Genomic DNA, 16551 nt, shown 5'->3' with positions numbered 1-16551 from the left:
GGGCCGATCAGGCCGTGAACCAATGCTCCCGCGCCTTCATGATCAGGGCTTTGGCGGTGGTCTCGTCGATCTGTGTCATGTCGACCAGTTCGTCCACCGCCAGGTCGGCAAGGTCGTCGCGTGTGTGCACGCCACCGTCGGCCAGCTTGCCGATCAGATCGGGATTCAGGCCTTCCAGGTCGCGCAGGTCCTGCGACACCTCTTCGACATTCTCTTCGTGCGCGATTTCCATCGTCAGCAGCGCATCCTTGGCACGGTTGCGCAACTCGGAGATGGTGTCCTCGTCGAAGGATTCGATTTCCAGCATCTCCTGCAATGGCACATAGGCCACTTCCTCGAGGCTGGTGAAGCCTTCCTCGATCAGGATGTTGGCAACCTCCTCGTCGACATCGAGCTTATCGACGAACAGGCGCCGGATGGAATCGCTCTCGACCGCCTGCTTCGCGTTCGATTCCTCGGCCGTCATGATGTTGATGCGCCAGCCGGTCATTTCGGAGGCGAGCCTCACGTTCTGGCCACCACGGCCGATGGCGATGGCGAGGTTTTCCTCGTCGACCACCACGTCCATGGCGTGCTTCTCTTCGTCGACGACGATCGACTGCACATTGGCCGGCGCCAACGCGCCGATGACGAACTGCGCGGGGTCTTCGGACCACAGCACGATGTCCACACGCTCGCCAGCCAGTTCGTTGGTGACGGCGTTGACTCGCGAACCGCGCACGCCCACGCAGGTGCCGATCGGATCGACCCGCTTGTCGTGCGAGACCACGGCAATCTTGGCCCGCGACCCCGCGTCGCGCGCGCAGCTCTTGATCTCGAGCAGGCCCTGCTCCATCTCGGGCACTTCCTGGGCGAACAACTCGATCATGAAGCCGGGCGCAGACCGCGACAGCAGGATCTGGGCGCCGCGTGCCGTGGGGTCGATGCCGGCGATGAAAGCCCTCACCCGGTCGCCGGAGCGGAGGTTCTCCTTCGGGATCATCTCGCTGCGCTTGAGCCGGCCTTCCACGCGCCCGCTCTCGACGATGATGTCGCCCTTGTCGAGGCGCTTGACCGTGCCGACGAAGATCTTGTCGCCACGCGACAGGAAGTCGTTGAGCAAGGTCTCGCGCTCGGCATCGCGGATCTTCTGCAGGATGACCTGCTTGGCCGCCATGGCGCCGATTCGGCCGATCGGGAGCGACTCGATCGGCTCCTCGATGAAGTCGCCCACTTCGATCTCGGCGATGCGGTCGAGGGCGTCGCTGAGCATTTCTTCGGCGTCGGGGTTCTGCAGGCCGGCCTCATCGGGCACGACCAGCCAGCGGCGGAACGTCTCGTAGACGCCCGTGTCACGGTCGACGGCCACGCGGATGTCCACCTCACCGCCATTCAATTTCTTGGTGGCCTGCGCCAGGGCGGCCTCGACCGCGCCGAACACCACCTCACGGTCGACGTTCTTCTCGCGGGAGATGGCGTCGACCAGCATCAACATTTCGCGGTTCATCGGTTCTGACCTCCGTCTTGCGTTGGGGCCTCGGTCGGCAAGCCGCGGCGCCCCTTGAAATCGATCACCGGCACCAGGCGCGCGTCGCGCACCTCGTCCAGGGTGAAATCCAGTGTCTGTTCGACCGTCTCGCCAGCTGCGGTGCCCGCAGCAGACTTGGCGGACCGTGTCTTGCGCTGCGGAGGATCCTGCGGCAAGGCCAGGCTGTAGGCACCGCCGTCACGGGCCAGCAGACGGCCCGTCCACTTCCGCCGTCCATTGAAGGGCTGCCGAAGTGCGATTTCGACGTCGCTGCCGATGAAGCGCTCCCAGTCGGCGGGCTTGCGCAACGGCCGATCGAGTCCGGGAGATGACACCTCGAGGCGCGCATAGTCGACGGCCTCGACCTCCAGCAGATACTGCAGCTGTCGCGTGACGATCTCGCAGTCTTCGACCAGCACGGACTCGCCCGGGCCGGTCGGATACGATCGCCCCGGGAGCCGATCGATCGTCACACGCAGCAACCCACCTGCCGTGCGTTCGGCATCGACCAAGTCGTAACCCAGGCCTTGAACGGTTCGATCGATCGCGGACTGCCAGCTCATCGTGACTGCGGTGTTCCTTCTAACCTGTGGGTGCTGTGTGCTTGCGGCAAAAGCCGTTTGCCCAAAAAAAATGGGCTGGATGAATCCGCCCACATTCGGCTCTACAGCGAAAGAATGATTATAGCTTGCAAGAGATGTACCGGCAAGGGTCAACCCTGGGCTGAGTCGAGCATGCGAGAATCTCGCCCCTCACCCGCACCGTATCGCACAGGATCCGACCCATGGGCTTTCTCGCTGGCAAGCGCCTGCTGATCACAGGAATTCTCAACAACCGCTCGATCGCCTACGGCATTGCGCGGGCCTGCCACAGGGAAGGTGCGGAACTGGCCTTCAGCTACCAGGGCGAACGCTTCAAGGAGCGCATCACCGAGTTTGCAGCCGAGTTCGGATCGACACTCGTGTTCGACTGCGACGTCGGCGATGACGCCCAGATCGCTCGATTGTTCGACCAGCTCGGCGAGCACTGGGATCAGTTCGATGGCTTCGTGCATGCCATCGCGTTCGCGCCGCGCGAGGCGATCGCCGGTGACTTTCTCGATGGCCTGTCGCGCGAGAACTTCCGCATCGCCCACGACATTTCGGCCTACAGCTTTCCGGCCATGGCCAAGGCTGCGCTGCCCCGCCTTCGGTCCGGCGCATCACTGTTGACGCTGTCCTACCTCGGGGCTGTGCGTTACGTGCCGCACTACAACACGATGGGTCTGGCCAAGGCCTCGCTGGAGGCCAGCGTGCGCTTTCTGGCACAAGGCCTGGGCGGCCGGGCGATCCGCGTCAACGGCATCTCGGCCGGTCCGATCAAGACCTTGGCCGCATCCGGCGTCAAGGACTTCGGCAAGTTGCTCAGCGGCTTCACCGCGGTCGCGCCGATGCACCGCGCAATCACCATCGACGAAGTCGGCAATGCCGCCGCCTTCTTGCTGTCCGACCTGGCCAGCGGCATCAGCGCTGAGATCATGTACGTCGATGGCGGCTTCAGCCAGATGGCCGGTGCCGCACCCGACGCCTGATCCCACCGCTCGAATTGCCGGCACCGCCCTCGCGCGGCATCCGCCGCGACCAAGTGGCCGTGCCGAACAGCCCGCCCGCAGCGGCACGGCTCAGTCCCGCACGCAGTCGACGTAGTAGTGCCCTTCTCCGGTCAGGTCGTCCTCGACCAGGCCGTGCACGTCGGTGTGGAACCCCGGGAACTTGGCATTGAATTCGCGCGTGAAGCGCAGGTACTCGACGATCTTGCGATTGAAGCGTTCGCCTGGGATGAGCAGTGGAATGCCGGGTGGATAAGGCGTCAGCAGCGACGTGGTGATGCGCCCCTCGAGGCGATCGATGTCCACCCGCTCGGTGTCGCGATGCGCGATGCGCGCGAAGGCCTCGCTGGGCTTCATGGCCGGTTGCAGGTCCGACAGGTACATCTCGGTGGTCAGCCGCGCGATGTCGCCCTTGGCATAGGTTTCGTGGATGGCCTGGCACAGGTCGCGCAGCCCCATTCGCTCGTACTTGGGCTGCGCCGCGCAGAACTCCGGCAGGATGCGCCACAGCGGCGCGTTCTTGTCGTAGTCGTCCTTGAACTGCTGCAGCGCGGTGAGCAGGGTGTTCCACCGGCCCTTCGTGATGCCGATCGTGAACATGATGAAGAACGAGTACAGGCCCGTCTTCTCGACCACCACGCCATGTTCGGCCAGGAACTTAGTGACGATGCTGGCCGGGATGCCGGTGGGGGCGAACTTGCCCGACATGTCCAGCCCGGGCGTGATGATCGTGCTCTTGATCGGGTCCAGCAGGTTGAAGCCCGCCGCCAGGTCACCAAAGCCATGCCACTTGTCCTTGGCCTTGAGGATCCAGGCATCGGCGCGGCCGATGCCATCTGCCACCAGCTTGTCGGGGCCCCAGACCTTGAACCACCAGTCCTTGCCGAACTCCTTGTCCACCTTGCGCATGGCACGGCGGAAATCCAGCGCCTCGGCCAGGCTTTCCTCCACCAGCGCCGTGCCTCCCGGTGGCTCCATCATGGCCGCCGCAACGTCGCAGCTGGCGATGATGGCGTACTGCGGCGACGTGCTGGTGTGCATCAGGTAGGCCTCGTTGAAGAGGTGCCTGTCGAGCTTCACCGTCTGCGAGTCCTGCACCAGCACCTGAGAGGCCTGTGACAAACCCGCCAGCAGCTTGTGCGTGGACTGCGTCGCATAAACCATGGCCTCGTTCGGCCGCGGGCGGCTCTTTCCCATCGAGTGGAAGGTGCCATAGAACTTGTGGAACGCGGCGTGGGGCAGCCAGGCCTCGTCGAAGTGCAGCGTGCCGATGTAGCCGTCGAGCATGCCCTTGATGGTTTCGGTGTTGTAGAGCACACCGTCGTAAGTGCTCTGCGTCAGCGTCATGATGCGCGGGCGCACCGTCTTCGGGTCCACGCCCTTCAGCAGCGGGTTCCGGGCAATCTTGCGTTCGATGGCCTCGCGGGTGAACTCGCTCTGAGGGATCGGGCCGATGATGCCGTAGTGGTTGCGCGTCGGCGTCAGGAACACCGGCACTGCGCCGGTCATGATGATCGAGTGCAGGATGCTCTTGTGGCAGTTGCGGTCGACCACCACCACGTCGCCCGGCGCCACCGTGTGGTGCCACACCATCTTGTTGCTGGTGCTGGTGCCATTGGTGACGAAGAAGCAGTGGTCGGCATTGAAGATGCGCGCCGCATTGCGTTCGCTCTGGGCCACCGGGCCGGTGTGATCGAGCAATTGCCCCAGTTCCTCGACGGCATTGCAGACGTCCGCCCGCAGCATGTTCTCGCCGAAGAACTGGTGGAACATCTGACCGACCGGGCTCTTCAGGAAGGCCACGCCGCCGGAATGCCCCGGGCAGTGCCAGGAATAAGACCCATCCTGGGCGTAGTCCATCAGGGCCTTGAAGAACGGCGGCGCCAGGCCGTCCAGGTAGCTTCGGGCCTCTCGGATGATGTGACGGGCCACGAACTCCGGCGTGTCCTCGAACATGTGGATGAAGCCGTGCAGTTCGCGCAGGATGTTGTTCGGGATGTGCTGCGAGGTGCGCGTCTCGCCGTACAGGTAGATCGGGATGTCGGCGTTCTTGAACCGGATCTCCTCGATGAACTTGCGCAGGTTCAGCACCGCCGGATCGAGTTCCGGGCCCGGTGTGAACTCCTCGTCGTCGATCGACAGGATGAAGGCGCTGGCCCGGCTCTGCTGCTGGGCAAACTGGCTCAGGTCACCGTAGCTGGTGGCCCCCAGCACCTCGAAGCCCTCTTTCTCGATGGCTTGCGCCAGCGCGCGGATGCCGAGGCCGGAGGTGTTTTCCGAGCGGTAGTCCTCGTCGATGATGACAATGGGGAAATGGAAGCGGAGCATCGATCGGGTCCTCGGAACGGGGCGGCGGAACAGCGGAAAGGGAAGTGTAGGTGCGAACCCGCGCCGGACCATGACGGTGCTGCGGCACGGCGGCGTCAGTACACTGGCCGGAGCCGTCCCGAAACGGGGTGAGGAGTTCGCAGTGGACTGGAGTGCATCGACCTGGTGGTGGCTCGTGTGCGGCGCGATGGTCGCAGCCGAACTGGCCACGGGAACGTTCTACTTGCTGATGCTGGCGCTCGGGGCGGCGGCGTCGGCCCTGGCCGCCCATGCCGGCATGGCCGTCACCGGCCAGTTGGTGGTGGGCGCCCTGGTGGGCGGGGGGTCCGTCGCCGCCTGGCACGTGCGGCGCGGCAGGCAGCCACCCGCCGCCGAGGCGTCGGCCAACCGCGACATCCACCTCGACGTGGGCAGCCCGGTGCACGTGGCGCACTGGGAGCCGGACGGCAGCGCTCGGGTGAGCTACCGCGGTGCCGGCTGGGACGCCCGCTTCGCCGGGACCGGCGACCCAGTGCCCGGCGAACACGTCGTGCGAGCCGTCGATGGCAACCGCCTGCTGCTGGACCGCGCCCCGCACTGAACCGATCAGGAGAACATCCATGGAACTCGTTGCACTCATCCTGCTGGTGGTCGCCGGCATTTTCGTCGTCCGGTCGATCAAGGTCGTGCCGCAGCAGCACGCCTGGGTCGTCGAGCGCCTGGGCAAGTACCACGCGTCGCTCGGGCCGGGGCTGAACATCCTGGTGCCCTTCGTCGACCGGGTGGCCTACAAGCACTCGCTGAAGGAGATCCCGCTCGACGTGCCCAGCCAGGTGTGCATCACTCGCGACAACACCCAGCTGCAGGTCGACGGCATCCTGTACTTCCAGATCACCGACCCGATGCGCGCCAGCTACGGCTCGAGCAACTACGTCGTCGCGGTGACCCAGCTGGCGCAGACCACGCTGCGCTCGGTGATCGGCAAGATGGAACTGGACAAGACTTTCGAGGAACGCGATTCGATCAACGCCTCGGTCGTCAGCGCTCTGGACGAAGCCGCGCTGAACTGGGGCGTCAAGGTCCTGCGCTACGAGATCAAGGACCTGACACCCCCGGCCGAGATCCTGCGCAGCATGCAGGCACAGATCACTGCCGAACGCGAGAAGCGCGCACTGATTGCCGCCTCCGAAGGAAGGCGGCAGGAGCAGATCAACATCGCCACGGGCGAGCGCGAGGCCTCGATCGCGCGGTCCGAGGGTGAGAAGCAGGCCGAGATCAACAAGGCGCTGGGCGAGGCCGCCGCCATCACTGCAGTGGCCGATGCCACGGCCGATGCCATCCGCAAGATCGCCGCCGCCATCGAGCAGCCCGGCGGTGCCGACGCGGTGCAGTTGAAAGTGGCCGAAAAGGCCATCGACGCCTACGGCCACCTGGCCCGCACCAACAACACGATGATCGTCCCCGGCAACATGACCGAAGTTTCCGGGCTGATCGCCACGGCCATGGCCGTGATGCAGGGCCCGAACAAGGCGGCCAGCGCGCGATGAGCATCGACCACGCGCTCAACGTCCTCGGCGCGGCACTGGTGCCCTGCTCGTACGATCCCCTCACCGGCTGGACCCGCGACGGCTGCTGCCGCACCGACCACAACGACCTGGGCAGCCACGTGGTCTGTGCCCGGATGACGCTGGCCTTCCTGAACCACCAGTTCGAGCGCGGCAACGACCTGATCACGCCACGGCCGGAGTTCCGGTTCCGGGGTCTTCAGCCGGGCGATCGGTGGTGCGTGTGCGCCCATCGCTGGAAAGAGGCCTACTCGGCGGGCTTTGCACCCCCGGTGGTGCTGGAGAGCACCCATGCCCGGGCACTGGACATCGTGCCGCTGGAGTGGCTGCGCGAGATGGCGCTCGATCCTGTCGGCTAGAATCCTGCGCTTGCCGTACCTGTAGGCACGGAGGGATGGATGAGCGGTTTAAGTCGCACGCCTGGAAAGCGTGTGGGGGTTAACAGCCCCCCGCGGGTTCGAATCCCGCTCCCTCCGCCATTTGCGCAGCGCGCAGGTCATCGAGGCCCGGCAGATGCTCCCGGTGAGCCCGTGGCATGCAGGCGTTCACGCCAGTCGATCTGACGGCCGAACCAGCGAACCGGTAAGCCTCTGCCGCTGTCATCGCCTGTGGTGGAGGTGGGCGCCTTCGCAGCCGCGCCGGTGAGCAAAGGGAAGCGAGTCAACGCCCCCTCTGAAGCGCGGCCTTCAATGCAGACAATTCAACGTTGAAGCGTTCCTCAGCCGCGGCATCCAACGGATCGACGGTCGCCAAGAGATCCAAAGCACTGGCCTGAAGGCCTGCCGAGCATTGCCGCGCCTGAGAGATGGACAGGGCTCGCATCAACTCGCGCAAGGCGAGCCCCTGCAGTCTCACGACCAGGGCCAGATGCTCCACCGAAGGGTTGCTCATGGAAGTCGATCGTGCGCCGGCAAACCACGTTCGGCAATCCACTGAAAGAGTGCCCCCGATTGGGGGGAGTCGGCCGTCGGCCGTCAACGCCAGACCGACCGTACTGCCCAGGCCGCCGAGGTTCGGCCGTTGCGCTCACCCAGGCGCTCGAATCTCCAGCGCGAGATCGGTGCGCAAGGCGTCGGTCGGGTCGAACAGTGCCTCCTCCGGCACCCGCAGCAGCGACCGGGCTTGCACCTCGTCACCGGTGAGCCAGGCGTTCCAGTTCGTCGGGGCCAGCGGCACCACCGAGCGCTTGTCCTGCTGGTCGGGGGGCAACTTCGGATCGGGCTTGTGCAGGCGCCCCAGCAGCGGGTGGCCGTCGCAGTTGATGGTGATCATCGAGTAGCTCGGCACGATCTCGCCGGTGGACGGATCGGTCCACTCCGACCAGATGCCGGCCAGCGCCCAGGGATCGCCGTCGGTGCGGCGCATGCGCCACCAGATGTTCTTGCCGGTCTCCCAGTTCGGCTCCTGGTACCAGGCCGCCGGGATCAGGCAGCGCTGCCCGTTGCGCCAGGCTGCCTTGTAGGTCGCTCGCTCGCCGATGGATTCGGCACGGGCGTTGTTGGTCAGGATCGCGCGCGACGTGGGTCGCCGGGTCTTGCTGCCCGGGCCGATCATGCCCCACTGCCCCATCACGGCTGTGGGGCCATCCGCGCCGTGCTTGAGGAAGAGTCCGGTGTTGAACGGACCGACCGCGACCTCACGGTACTCCAGCGGCAACTGCGCCCGAAAGTATCGCTCGACATGCTCGCGCGGGGACATGTGGTACAGGTTGCACATGCGATCGTCTGGGCGCTCGAGTCAACGAAGGGCTGCTCCCGAAACGACTCACCTCCTCCTCGGGGCAGACGACTGGCGTCGTCGGCCTGGGGTGGCCACAGTCAGCAGGACCGTTCCGACCCATGGTCGGTTCGGTGCCCTGTTACTTCACCAGCAGATCCTCTGCGGTCTTGCCAGACGCGAGCGCGGCATTGAACCACGCCGGGCGCTTGCCCTTTCCGACCCAGGCATTGCCAGCCTCGTCGCGGTACTTGATGGCGGCGGTGGACTTGGTGCCCTTACCCTTGGATGCAGGCTTCGCCGACTTGCGGGCTACCTTGGACGACACGGCCTTGCCGAACAGGTCTTGCGGCGTCAGGTCGTAATGGGCGATGGCCTCCAGGATGCGCGCCACGACACCACCCTTTTCCTTGGCCTTCAGGGCCGCGGCCTCTTGCTGCAACTTGTCGATCTGTTGGTGAATTTCCGCCAGCGTTTTCTTTGCCATCTTCAACTCCGGGCGCATGCCGATCCAATGCGAATCGTGCGCCAATGCATCGGGCTTGTTGCCTCTGAATGCGATCGTTCCCTGAAATGCGAATGTACCTTGCGTGGACGCTTGGCGAATTCCCGGCGCAGTTACGACGCTCGAACTCAGGGTGGAACGACTTTGCGAATGTCGTGCAGCCGCATCGATGCGCAACGAGTGGTGACGCCGATTCGTTCGGCGCGTCGCTAATGACCGGTGAACTACGCAGTGGCCACCGGGATCTCGCCGAGCCGTGTGGTGTAGCGCGGTGAGCGGCGCTCGCGCTTGCCGGCATGGGCGCCGCCGCCGACCTGGTGGGCCAGGCTGCCGATGCCGATGGCGCCGCGGCCGAACTTCCGATTGAGCGCATCGACCGTGGCCATCAGTGGCGACGGGTCGCGGCTGCGTGCAATGGGTTCCGCCTCGTTCGCCGACGAGAACAGGTCCAGTTCGCCCTGCTGCTGCCCTTTGGGTTGCAGGTCCACCAGCATCACGCCGGCCTTGACGTAGTTGAACCCCGGCCGGTACATGCCCCGCAAGGCGCTCACCGCGGCGCCGATCAGGGCGCGCGTGTCGTCGGTAGGACGACGCATGGGCTGCGTGACGCCGGGGCTGTGCTGGCGGTCGTTCTGCCGGAACGGGCTGGTGCCGATGAACACGTGCACGGCGCCGGCGGTGGCGTGCTGGTGCCTCAGCTTCTCGGCCACCCGGGCAGTGAACTGGCTGACCAGGTCGGTGAGGCTCTCCAGGTCGGTGGCGGGGGCGCCGAACGAGCGCGAGCACATGATCTGTTGCTGGGCCGGTGGCTCGTCGTCGATGCCCAGGCACGGCGTGCCTTTCAGTTCCAGCACGGTCTTCTCGAGCACGACGCTGAACTGACGGCGCAGCATGGCCAGGTCGGCGCGCAAGAGATCCGACACCGTACGGATTCCGCCGTCGTTCAGGCGCGCCGTCATGCGCCGACCGATGCCCCAGACACTGCCCACTTCAGTGGCGGCGAAAAGGGTGTCGCGCTGTGCCGCGGTCATCTCGCCGAGGTGGCACACCTGCGCCAGGTCCGGCGCATAGGTGCCGGGCTTGCGGTCGGCCATCTTGGCGATGTGGTTGGCCAGCTTGGCCAGGGTCTTGGTAGGACCGAAGCCGACGCTGGTGGGCAGCCCGGTCCATCGCAGCACGGTAGCGCGCATGTCGCGGCCGATGTCGGCCAGGCGGCCGCGCACGCCATCGAAGTCGAGGAAGGATTCGTCGATGCTGTACACCTCCTGCCGTGGCGCGTAACGGCCAACGAGGCTCATCATGCGGCTGGACATGTCGCCGTACAACTCGAAGTTGGCCGACAGCGCAATCAGGCCGGCCTCGCGCTCGAGGTGCCGCACCTGGAACCAGGGCTGGGCCATCGTGATGCCCAGGTCCTTGGCCTCGTTGCTGCGCGCGATGCAGTTGCCGTCGTTGTTCGACAGCACGACCACCGGACGGCCCACCAGTGCGGGGCGGAACACCCGCTCGCAGCTGACGTACATGTTGTTCACGTCGACCAGCGCGAACATTCGGGCGCCTCAGGCGGGCATGGCCTTGATGACCTGGGTGACCACACCCCAGACCTGCAGGCCCTGGCCTTCATGCGGCACGATGTCCGGCACGCCGGGCTGCGTCGCCTGCAGGCGGGTGTCGGCACCCTGCCGGGTCAGACGGCGGCAAACGAAACCGTCGTCGACCACGGCGATCACCACGTGGCCATGCACCGGCGCGATGGCGCGATCGACCAGCGCCAGGTCGCCCGAGTCGATGCCGGCATCGTGCATCGCGTCGCCGGCCACCCGCATCAGGAACGTGGCCTGGGGATGCTTGATGAGCAGGTCGTTCAGGTCGAGCCGCGTGACGCCGGAATCATCGGCCGGTGAGCCGAAGCCGATGGCCACGCTGGCGCGCACCGGTGCTGCGCCACCGCCGTGGTCGCGGCCCACTCGGATGGCTTCGCCGGGATCGGGGCGATGACTGGACATTTGTACAGTGTATCTGGCGCATCGCTTCCGGTCACGCTGCCTTGGCCCGTGCCGCCTGTCCCTGCGCTGTGCTGCGGCGCGGACGACGACCGGGGACGTGCTCAAGCCGCCGGCGACGCCATCGGGCCCGGTCGACAATCCACGACCGCACCCACCTGAAGCCAGCCTCCGCGCACCACCCGGGCCGTCACGCCACCATGCCCGCGCATCGCGTTGTAGCCGCCGGGGCCGAGCAATGCCTCCATCTTCGAGCAGGGCTCGCACGGGCCGGTGATCTCCAGCAGGACGGGCCCGCCCTCGGTGCTTGGATCGCCGATGCACAGCAGCAGCGGCTGGTCCTTGAACAGCGACCGCGCCGCCAGCAGGTTCAGGCCCGACACCACCAGGTTGCGGCGCAGGCTCAGCGGATCCAACGGCGATCCGAGGCCGGCCAGGGCGGCGATCACCGGCAGATGTTCGGCCTGCAGCAACGTGACCTGGCGCTTGCCACCGGCCGCCAGTGCGGACGCCGCGCCACGCACGCTGCGGTCCCCGACCAGCCCCTGACCGGCCAGGGCTTGCGCGGTGGGCACGGCCTTCATGGCCGCGCCCCGTGAGGGTCGCAGGCCGATCGCCTCGAGGCGGCCAGGTGTTGAAAACTGCCGGGTGAGAGATCGCAGGTCGTGGTCGGGCATGGGCATCGGGGGCCTCCCATTCCGCGCAAGGGACACACTGGCGCCGCAGGCCGGAGGTGCGCTGACGCTCGCTGACGAAGCCGCTGTCGTCTGCCGACCCTGTTACGTGCCGAGCTTGACCGCCTTGCCGCTGGTGGTGTCGAAGGCTGCCCCATCGCCCAGGCTGATCCGGTAGAACTCGCGCAACACGTTGCCCATGAAGCCGATCTCGACGATCGACACGTCCTTGAACTGCGTGTCGATGCCGCCGGGCAGGATCTTGTTGGCGTCGTCGGCCACGGCCTTCATCGCCTCCTGCAATCGTGCGTCGTAGGGCGTCATGCTGTACATCAGCGTGTTGTGCGGGTTGTGCGACGCGGTGTCCTTGCCGTCCTTCACCACGTTGACGCCGCTTACTCCCACGTTGCGGGTCAGTTCCTTGGCAGTCTCGCTCATGTTGGCGTAAACAGGGCCAGTGCAACGGGGCAGCGGGCCATCGCGCAGAGGGGTCAAGGCCGCGGTGGCCACGGTATTGAAAGCCATCATCTCGGTGTAGCCCGCACCGCTCTTGACAACGCCGAGATCGAACCACCAGGGCGCCCCTGCCCCCTTGGAGGCCTCGGTGTTGTAGAAGTCCTTCAAGGTCAGCGTCAAGGGCGACGGCACCCTGGTCAGCGCCTGGAGCATCTTGCGCGGCGTTGCGGGGTCGGCGTTGTGGATGTGCACCACCGTCACGTGCGGCAGATTGAACGCGCGCGCCTCGTCGACGAGGCCGAGCCGGACCAGTCGCTCGCGCAGCATCGGGTAGATGCGCGCGTCGAGCACGTCGTTCACTTCCTTCGGCAGCTTGTAGACCAGCCCGTAGGTGGCCTTGTGGTCTCTGAACCCCGCCTGACCAATGGCGCTGTTGTCGACCGCTGCCCGTGCCTGGCGGCTGGCCAGGAGGCTGCCTGCGATCAGCGGCAGGGCGGCGAACGTTCGGCGGGTGCTGGACATGTCTGGATCCCCTTCTGGAGTCGATCTGCCGGGGCACGGGTCATGCCTCCGGAAGGCTTCCACGCTAGCAGGTGGACGTGACGGGATCAAGACCGGCGCCGGGCAAGACGGCCGACCATCGGTGCATGAGGTAGGCGGCCCAACGCCCACGCCCTCGCCCCCCCGTGCGCACGACAGTCGGGTGTGCGGCTTCCCGCGTCGGAACGCCAGCCTGTTGGCTGGGGCAGCTCGCACGCACTGACGTGGCCTAGCACTGAAATGCAGAGGACCAAAAAGGGACGAGGGCTGTCACTTCTGGTGCACGAACGCCTGAAAAAGTGGCGCCTTCAGGTCGGGCATCGAGCAGGTCAGGTCGGCAACGGCGACCGACACGACCCATGAGACGATGCCTGCGACGAGTGTCGCCACGACGATGCGGACTTCGGATCGCATGTGAACCTCCACAGCGGTTGAAGTCGATGGCCAGCAAGAAGCCGGCCATGCCACGGCTCAGCGCCCCGCGGCGCCGCCGAGTCATGCCATGAGCGTCGAGGCGCCTGGTCGAGTACAGCGCTGTCGCGGTGCAGGCGATGCTGCCACGGCTGACTTGGCGGGCGTCAGAACGGCAGTGAGGCGCCCCGCGCGGCAAAGCGTCGGCGCAGGTGCGAGCGCGCGCGCGACACACGGCTGCGCACGGTGCCCACCGGCACCGACAGCAGCACGGCCGCGTCCTGGTACGACAGGTCGTCCAGCGCCACCATCATCAGCACCTCTCGCATCTCGGGCATCAGTTCGCCCAGTTCCTGATCCAGCAGGGCCACCAGTTGGGTCATCTCGAACTGCTGCTGTGGGCTGGGGCCGACATCGGCTGTCCCCTCCAGCACCGAGTCGTCGTCGAATCCGAAGTGGCGTCGAGGTGCGCGCGACAGGTGATTGCGCACCAGGTTCATCGCGATCCCGTACAGCCAGGTCGACAGTTGCGATTCGCCCCGAAAGCTGGCGTGCGCCCTGGCGGCCTCGACGAAGGCTTGCTGTGCCAGATCTTCTGCCTCGGTGGCGTCACCGATGCGGCGCAGCACGAACCGGTGCAGGCGTTCGCCGTGCTGCGACACCAGATCGCGGAACAACAGGTCGGCGGTCAAGGTGCCGACGGGAAGGACTGCTGGATTCCTGGGTGTCATGGCCGCTCCGGCAAGGTGGTGCATGCCCTGTCGAGCGCGCTTGCAGGAACAGACGCCATTGGATGAACCGGTGCGACAGGCGGCAGATCGCGAAAGGGAAGGAAGTGGCCTCAGCTGGCTCCGACGCTCGCGCTGCTGGGCTCAGAGGCTGAGAGGAATTCGAGCGTGCCCGAGCGACGCCCCGAAACGTGCCCGATCTAGGCGCAAAGCGCAGCCATAGCTCGGGCTATGGCGAGCATTTGCAACGACGAGCGGGTGCGTTTGGGGGTGGTGAGCGGGCATGATCGAACAACTCTCAGCCTCTCAGTGGTCGGACCGCGGCAGGATCTCGGTCACCAGTTGGGCGGCTTCCTCGGCGCCGAGGTGTCGACGCCTGGCACGAAGTACGGCGCCCTCTGCGCATCGATGGCCTGGCGGCGGGCGCGGCGTGATGCGCCGGCCGGCAGCGTGGGCCCAACGAGGCCGCCGGCGGCGGATGCCTCAGGCTCAGGCCGCGACACGCGTCAGGCTCGCCGCCATCTGCGGCGGAGTGCGCAGCGTCTGGAAGATCACGCAGTAGCGTTCGGTCAGACGCAGCAAGGTGGCCAACTGGTCGTCGCTGGCCGGCGAGTCCACTTCGAATCGCATGCGGATGTCGGTGATGCCCACGGGCGCGTCCTTGGCCACGCCGAGCGTGCCACGGAAGTCGCCCTCGCCTTCCACGATGACCCGTGCCGATCGGAACGGGATGGCCATCGCCGTGGCCACCACGTTGAAGGTGACTCCTGCGCAGGCCACCAGCGATTCGAGCAGCAGGTCGCCCGAGCAGGCATCCGTGCCATCACCACCCGCCGCCGGGTGCAAGCCGGCATCGAAGCGGGCAAACCGCGTTTCGATGCGGCACGACGGCCGGTCGGGCAACAGCTCGCCGCTGGCATGGAAGGTGTGGCGCGCGGATGCGGGATCGTCCTTGTAGCGCGCCTTGATCGGCGCTTGCAGTTGTCTCAGCTCGTCGGCGTTCATCGGAGCGGGCCTCATGGTGTCGGGGCCACGCGCCGTGGGCCCCGGGGTTTGGATGGACGACGAGTATGCCGCCCGAACCGAGGCCGGCCGAGGCCCCGATCAGCCCATCGCCGCTGCCGTCAGAGATCGGTAGAGCCGCAGGTACTCGATCGCGGGCAGGTGCCACGAGAGGTCTTGCGCCATGCCGACCGCCTGCATGGCGGCCCAGGCCTCGGGCTGCTCGCGGCGCAACGCACCGGCGCGCTGCAGCGCCTGCGTCAGGTCGTAGGCTCGCGCCGGCCCGAAGGTGATGCCGGTGACGCCGTCGCGCACCGTGTCGGCCAAGCCGCCCACCTGCCGCACCACCGGTACCGTGCCGTAGCGCATGCCGTAGAGCTGGGTCAGGCCGCAGGGCTCGAAGCGCGACGGCACGCAGATCACGTCGGCCCCTGCGATCAGCCGGTGGGCGCGGGGCTCGTCGTAGCCCAGGTGCAGGGCCATTCGCCCGGGATGGGCCGATGCGGCCGCGCGCAGTGCGGATTCCAGCGCCGCTTCGCCGGTGCCCTGCACGACGAGTTGCATGCCGGCGGCCAGCAGGTCGGGCAGCGCCTGCAGCACCAGGTCGATGCCCTTCTGGCCCGTCAAGCGGCTGACCACGCCCACGAGCAGCGCGTCGGGATCCGGCGCCAACGACCAATCGCGCTGCAGGGCCTCGCGGCATCGCCGCTTGCCGTCCAGACGTTCGGCGTCGTAACGGTGCTCGAGTGCCGCATCGGTGGCCGGGTTCCACACCTGCGTGTCGATGCCGTTGACGATGCCCAGCACCGCACCGGCGCGTCCGCGGATGACGCCGTCCAGGCCGCAGCCGAACTCGTGCGTCGAGATCTCGCGGGCGTAGGTGGGGCTCACGGTGGTGATGCAGCGGGCATATTTCAGCCCCGCCTTCATGAAGGACAACTGGCCGTGGAACTCGAGGCCGGCGGGCGACATGTAGCGCGACGACAGGCCCAGCAGGGACCAGTCGTCATGCGGAAACAGCCCCTGGTAGGCCAGGTTGTGCACGGTGAACACCGACGCCGCCCGCGTGGGCGGGTGGTCGGCCATGTAGGTGCAGGTCATTGCAGCATGCCAGTCGTGCGCATGCACAATGTCGGGCAGCCAGTCGTGGTCGGCATCGCCCGAGGCCAGGCGGGCGGCAAGCCAGCCCAGCAGCGCGAAGCGTTGCAGGTTGTCGGGCCAGTCCTGCCCGTTGGAGGCCTGGTACGGCCCGCCGCCGCGGCGGTAGAGGTGCGGCGCGTCGATGACATAGGCCGGCAGGCCGGTGCCGGGCATGCGCGCCAGCAGCAGGCGCACCCGCAGCGCGCCGTAGCACGGGCCGATGTCGACGACGGTGCGGGCGCCCTGCACTGAATCCAGGATCGCGGGCATGCCGGGCAGCAGCAGCCGCACGTCGGCGCCTGCCGCGGCCGTGGCCACCGGCAGCGCGGCCACCACGTCGGCCAGTCCACCGGTCTTGACGAGCGGGAAGACCTCTGCCGCAACCTGCAGCACGCGCAACGGCGCGGCC

Annotated in this window: 18 protein-coding genes and 1 tRNA gene; 5 read left to right on the top strand and 14 right to left on the bottom strand. The window is 66.8% G+C overall.

The window, feature by feature from the left end:
* Positions 1-7: 7 nt before the first annotated feature.
* Together nusA and rimP are read right to left on the bottom strand one after the other, a co-directional pair.
* Entirely contained in the window at positions 8-1486 is a 1479-nt protein-coding gene (gene nusA / locus EOINJALH_RS14140; protein WP_088281051.1) for a transcription termination factor NusA, read from the bottom strand.
* Positions 1483-2070, bottom strand: coding sequence for a ribosome maturation factor RimP (gene rimP / locus EOINJALH_RS14135; RefSeq protein WP_088281049.1), 588 nt, complete (start codon positions 2068-2070; stop codon positions 1483-1485). Before rimP ends, nusA begins: the two co-directional genes overlap by 4 nt.
* A 221-nt stretch (positions 2071-2291) precedes the next feature.
* Between rimP and fabI the strand changes: the two genes are divergently transcribed.
* Complete coding sequence (gene fabI / locus EOINJALH_RS14130) at positions 2292-3077, top strand: enoyl-ACP reductase FabI (RefSeq protein WP_088281047.1); 786 nt, start codon at positions 2292-2294, stop codon at positions 3075-3077.
* 90 nt (positions 3078-3167) lie between these two features.
* On the opposite strand, the gene EOINJALH_RS14125 is transcribed toward fabI, so the two are convergent.
* A complete protein-coding gene (locus EOINJALH_RS14125; protein ID WP_088281045.1) occupies positions 3168-5423 on the bottom strand; it encodes an arginine/lysine/ornithine decarboxylase in 2256 nt (751 codons plus the stop codon).
* A gap of 142 nt (positions 5424-5565) precedes the next feature.
* Between EOINJALH_RS14125 and EOINJALH_RS14120 the strand changes: the two genes are divergently transcribed.
* The 4 genes from EOINJALH_RS14120 to EOINJALH_RS14105 all read left to right on the top strand — a co-directional run bounded on the left by EOINJALH_RS14120 (position 5566) and on the right by EOINJALH_RS14105 (position 7446).
* Positions 5566-6003 (top strand): NfeD family protein, encoded by a 438-nt coding sequence (locus EOINJALH_RS14120; protein ID WP_234413842.1) that lies wholly within the window; start codon positions 5566-5568, stop codon positions 6001-6003.
* Positions 6004-6022: 19 nt separating this feature from the next.
* Positions 6023-6949 carry an SPFH domain-containing protein gene (locus EOINJALH_RS14115; protein ID WP_088281041.1) on the top strand — a complete coding sequence of 309 codons (927 nt, stop codon included), beginning with the start codon at positions 6023-6025 and terminating at the stop codon, positions 6947-6949.
* A complete protein-coding gene (locus tag EOINJALH_RS14110; RefSeq protein WP_199873374.1) occupies positions 6946-7326 on the top strand; it encodes a DUF2237 family protein in 381 nt (126 codons plus the stop codon). Before EOINJALH_RS14115 ends, EOINJALH_RS14110 begins: the two co-directional genes overlap by 4 nt.
* 29 nt (positions 7327-7355) lie before the next feature.
* Positions 7356-7446: transfer RNA gene (locus tag EOINJALH_RS14105), tRNA-Ser, on the top strand.
* 181 nt (positions 7447-7627) lie between these two features.
* Here EOINJALH_RS14105 and EOINJALH_RS14100 read toward each other — a convergent pair.
* The 11 genes from EOINJALH_RS14100 to glgA form a co-directional block, all read right to left on the bottom strand.
* Positions 7628-7858 (bottom strand): hypothetical protein, encoded by a 231-nt coding sequence (locus EOINJALH_RS14100; protein ID WP_088281039.1) that lies wholly within the window; start codon positions 7856-7858, stop codon positions 7628-7630.
* Between the two features lie 135 nt (positions 7859-7993).
* Entirely contained in the window at positions 7994-8683 is a 690-nt protein-coding gene (locus EOINJALH_RS14095) for an SOS response-associated peptidase (protein ID WP_088281037.1), read from the bottom strand.
* Positions 8684-8825: 142 nt separating this feature from the next.
* Entirely contained in the window at positions 8826-9365 is a 540-nt protein-coding gene (locus EOINJALH_RS32775) for an H-NS family nucleoid-associated regulatory protein (RefSeq protein WP_234413841.1), read from the bottom strand.
* A 47-nt stretch (positions 9366-9412) separates the two neighbouring features.
* Entirely contained in the window at positions 9413-10738 is a 1326-nt protein-coding gene (locus EOINJALH_RS14085) for a Y-family DNA polymerase (RefSeq protein WP_088281035.1), read from the bottom strand.
* Positions 10739-10747: 9 nt separating this feature from the next.
* Entirely contained in the window at positions 10748-11194 is a 447-nt protein-coding gene (locus tag EOINJALH_RS14080; protein ID WP_088281033.1) for a LexA family transcriptional regulator, read from the bottom strand.
* Between the two features lie 101 nt (positions 11195-11295).
* Positions 11296-11775, bottom strand: coding sequence for an MOSC domain-containing protein (locus EOINJALH_RS14075; protein ID WP_310732307.1), 480 nt, complete (start codon positions 11773-11775; stop codon positions 11296-11298).
* A gap of 195 nt (positions 11776-11970) precedes the next feature.
* Positions 11971-12843 carry a hypothetical protein gene (locus tag EOINJALH_RS14070; protein WP_088281031.1) on the bottom strand — a complete coding sequence of 291 codons (873 nt, stop codon included), beginning with the start codon at positions 12841-12843 and terminating at the stop codon, positions 11971-11973.
* 288 nt (positions 12844-13131) lie between these two features.
* Positions 13132-13275 carry a hypothetical protein gene (locus tag EOINJALH_RS31835; RefSeq protein WP_158219770.1) on the bottom strand — a complete coding sequence of 48 codons (144 nt, stop codon included), beginning with the start codon at positions 13273-13275 and terminating at the stop codon, positions 13132-13134.
* A gap of 164 nt (positions 13276-13439) precedes the next feature.
* The gene (locus EOINJALH_RS14065) at positions 13440-13964 is read right to left on the bottom strand and encodes an RNA polymerase sigma factor (RefSeq protein WP_234413840.1); all 525 of its coding nucleotides are present in this window, start codon (positions 13962-13964) and stop codon (positions 13440-13442) included.
* Positions 13965-14489: 525 nt separating this feature from the next.
* A complete protein-coding gene (locus EOINJALH_RS14060) occupies positions 14490-15005 on the bottom strand; it encodes an OsmC family protein (RefSeq protein WP_088281029.1) in 516 nt (171 codons plus the stop codon).
* Positions 15006-15104: 99 nt separating this feature from the next.
* Entirely contained in the window at positions 15105-16541 is a 1437-nt protein-coding gene (glgA, locus tag EOINJALH_RS14055; RefSeq protein ID WP_088281399.1) for a glycogen synthase GlgA, read from the bottom strand.
* Positions 16542-16551: the final 10 nt, after the last annotated feature.

It is taken from the genome of Ideonella sp. A 288, assembly GCF_002198735.1.
Taxonomy (GTDB): domain Bacteria; phylum Pseudomonadota; class Gammaproteobacteria; order Burkholderiales; family Burkholderiaceae_C; genus Pseudaquabacterium.
The sequence above is the reverse complement of the archived record's forward strand: the minus strand, read 5'-3'. Positions and strand labels throughout refer to the sequence as shown.

Coding starts and splice junctions, on each gene's coding strand:
- nusA (WP_088281051.1), bottom strand. CDS start 1,486: ATGAACCGCGAAATGTTGATGCTGGTCGACGCCATCTCCCGCGAGAAG.
- rimP (WP_088281049.1), bottom strand. CDS start 2,070: ATGAGCTGGCAGTCCGCGATCGATCGAACCGTTCAAGGCCTGGGTTAC.
- fabI (WP_088281047.1), top strand. CDS start 2,292: ATGGGCTTTCTCGCTGGCAAGCGCCTGCTGATCACAGGAATTCTCAAC.
- EOINJALH_RS14125 (WP_088281045.1), bottom strand. CDS start 5,423: ATGCTCCGCTTCCATTTCCCCATTGTCATCATCGACGAGGACTACCGC.
- EOINJALH_RS14115 (WP_088281041.1), top strand. CDS start 6,023: ATGGAACTCGTTGCACTCATCCTGCTGGTGGTCGCCGGCATTTTCGTC.
- EOINJALH_RS14110 (WP_199873374.1), top strand. CDS start 6,946: ATGAGCATCGACCACGCGCTCAACGTCCTCGGCGCGGCACTGGTGCCC.
- EOINJALH_RS14100 (WP_088281039.1), bottom strand. CDS start 7,858: ATGAGCAACCCTTCGGTGGAGCATCTGGCCCTGGTCGTGAGACTGCAG.
- EOINJALH_RS14095 (WP_088281037.1), bottom strand. CDS start 8,683: ATGTGCAACCTGTACCACATGTCCCCGCGCGAGCATGTCGAGCGATAC.
- EOINJALH_RS14085 (WP_088281035.1), bottom strand. CDS start 10,738: ATGTTCGCGCTGGTCGACGTGAACAACATGTACGTCAGCTGCGAGCGG.
- EOINJALH_RS14080 (WP_088281033.1), bottom strand. CDS start 11,194: ATGTCCAGTCATCGCCCCGATCCCGGCGAAGCCATCCGAGTGGGCCGC.
- EOINJALH_RS14075 (WP_310732307.1), bottom strand. CDS start 11,775: ATGAAGGCCGTGCCCACCGCGCAAGCCCTGGCCGGTCAGGGGCTGGTC.
- EOINJALH_RS14070 (WP_088281031.1), bottom strand. CDS start 12,843: ATGTCCAGCACCCGCCGAACGTTCGCCGCCCTGCCGCTGATCGCAGGC.
- EOINJALH_RS31835 (WP_158219770.1), bottom strand. CDS start 13,275: ATGCGATCCGAAGTCCGCATCGTCGTGGCGACACTCGTCGCAGGCATC.
- EOINJALH_RS14060 (WP_088281029.1), bottom strand. CDS start 15,005: ATGAACGCCGACGAGCTGAGACAACTGCAAGCGCCGATCAAGGCGCGC.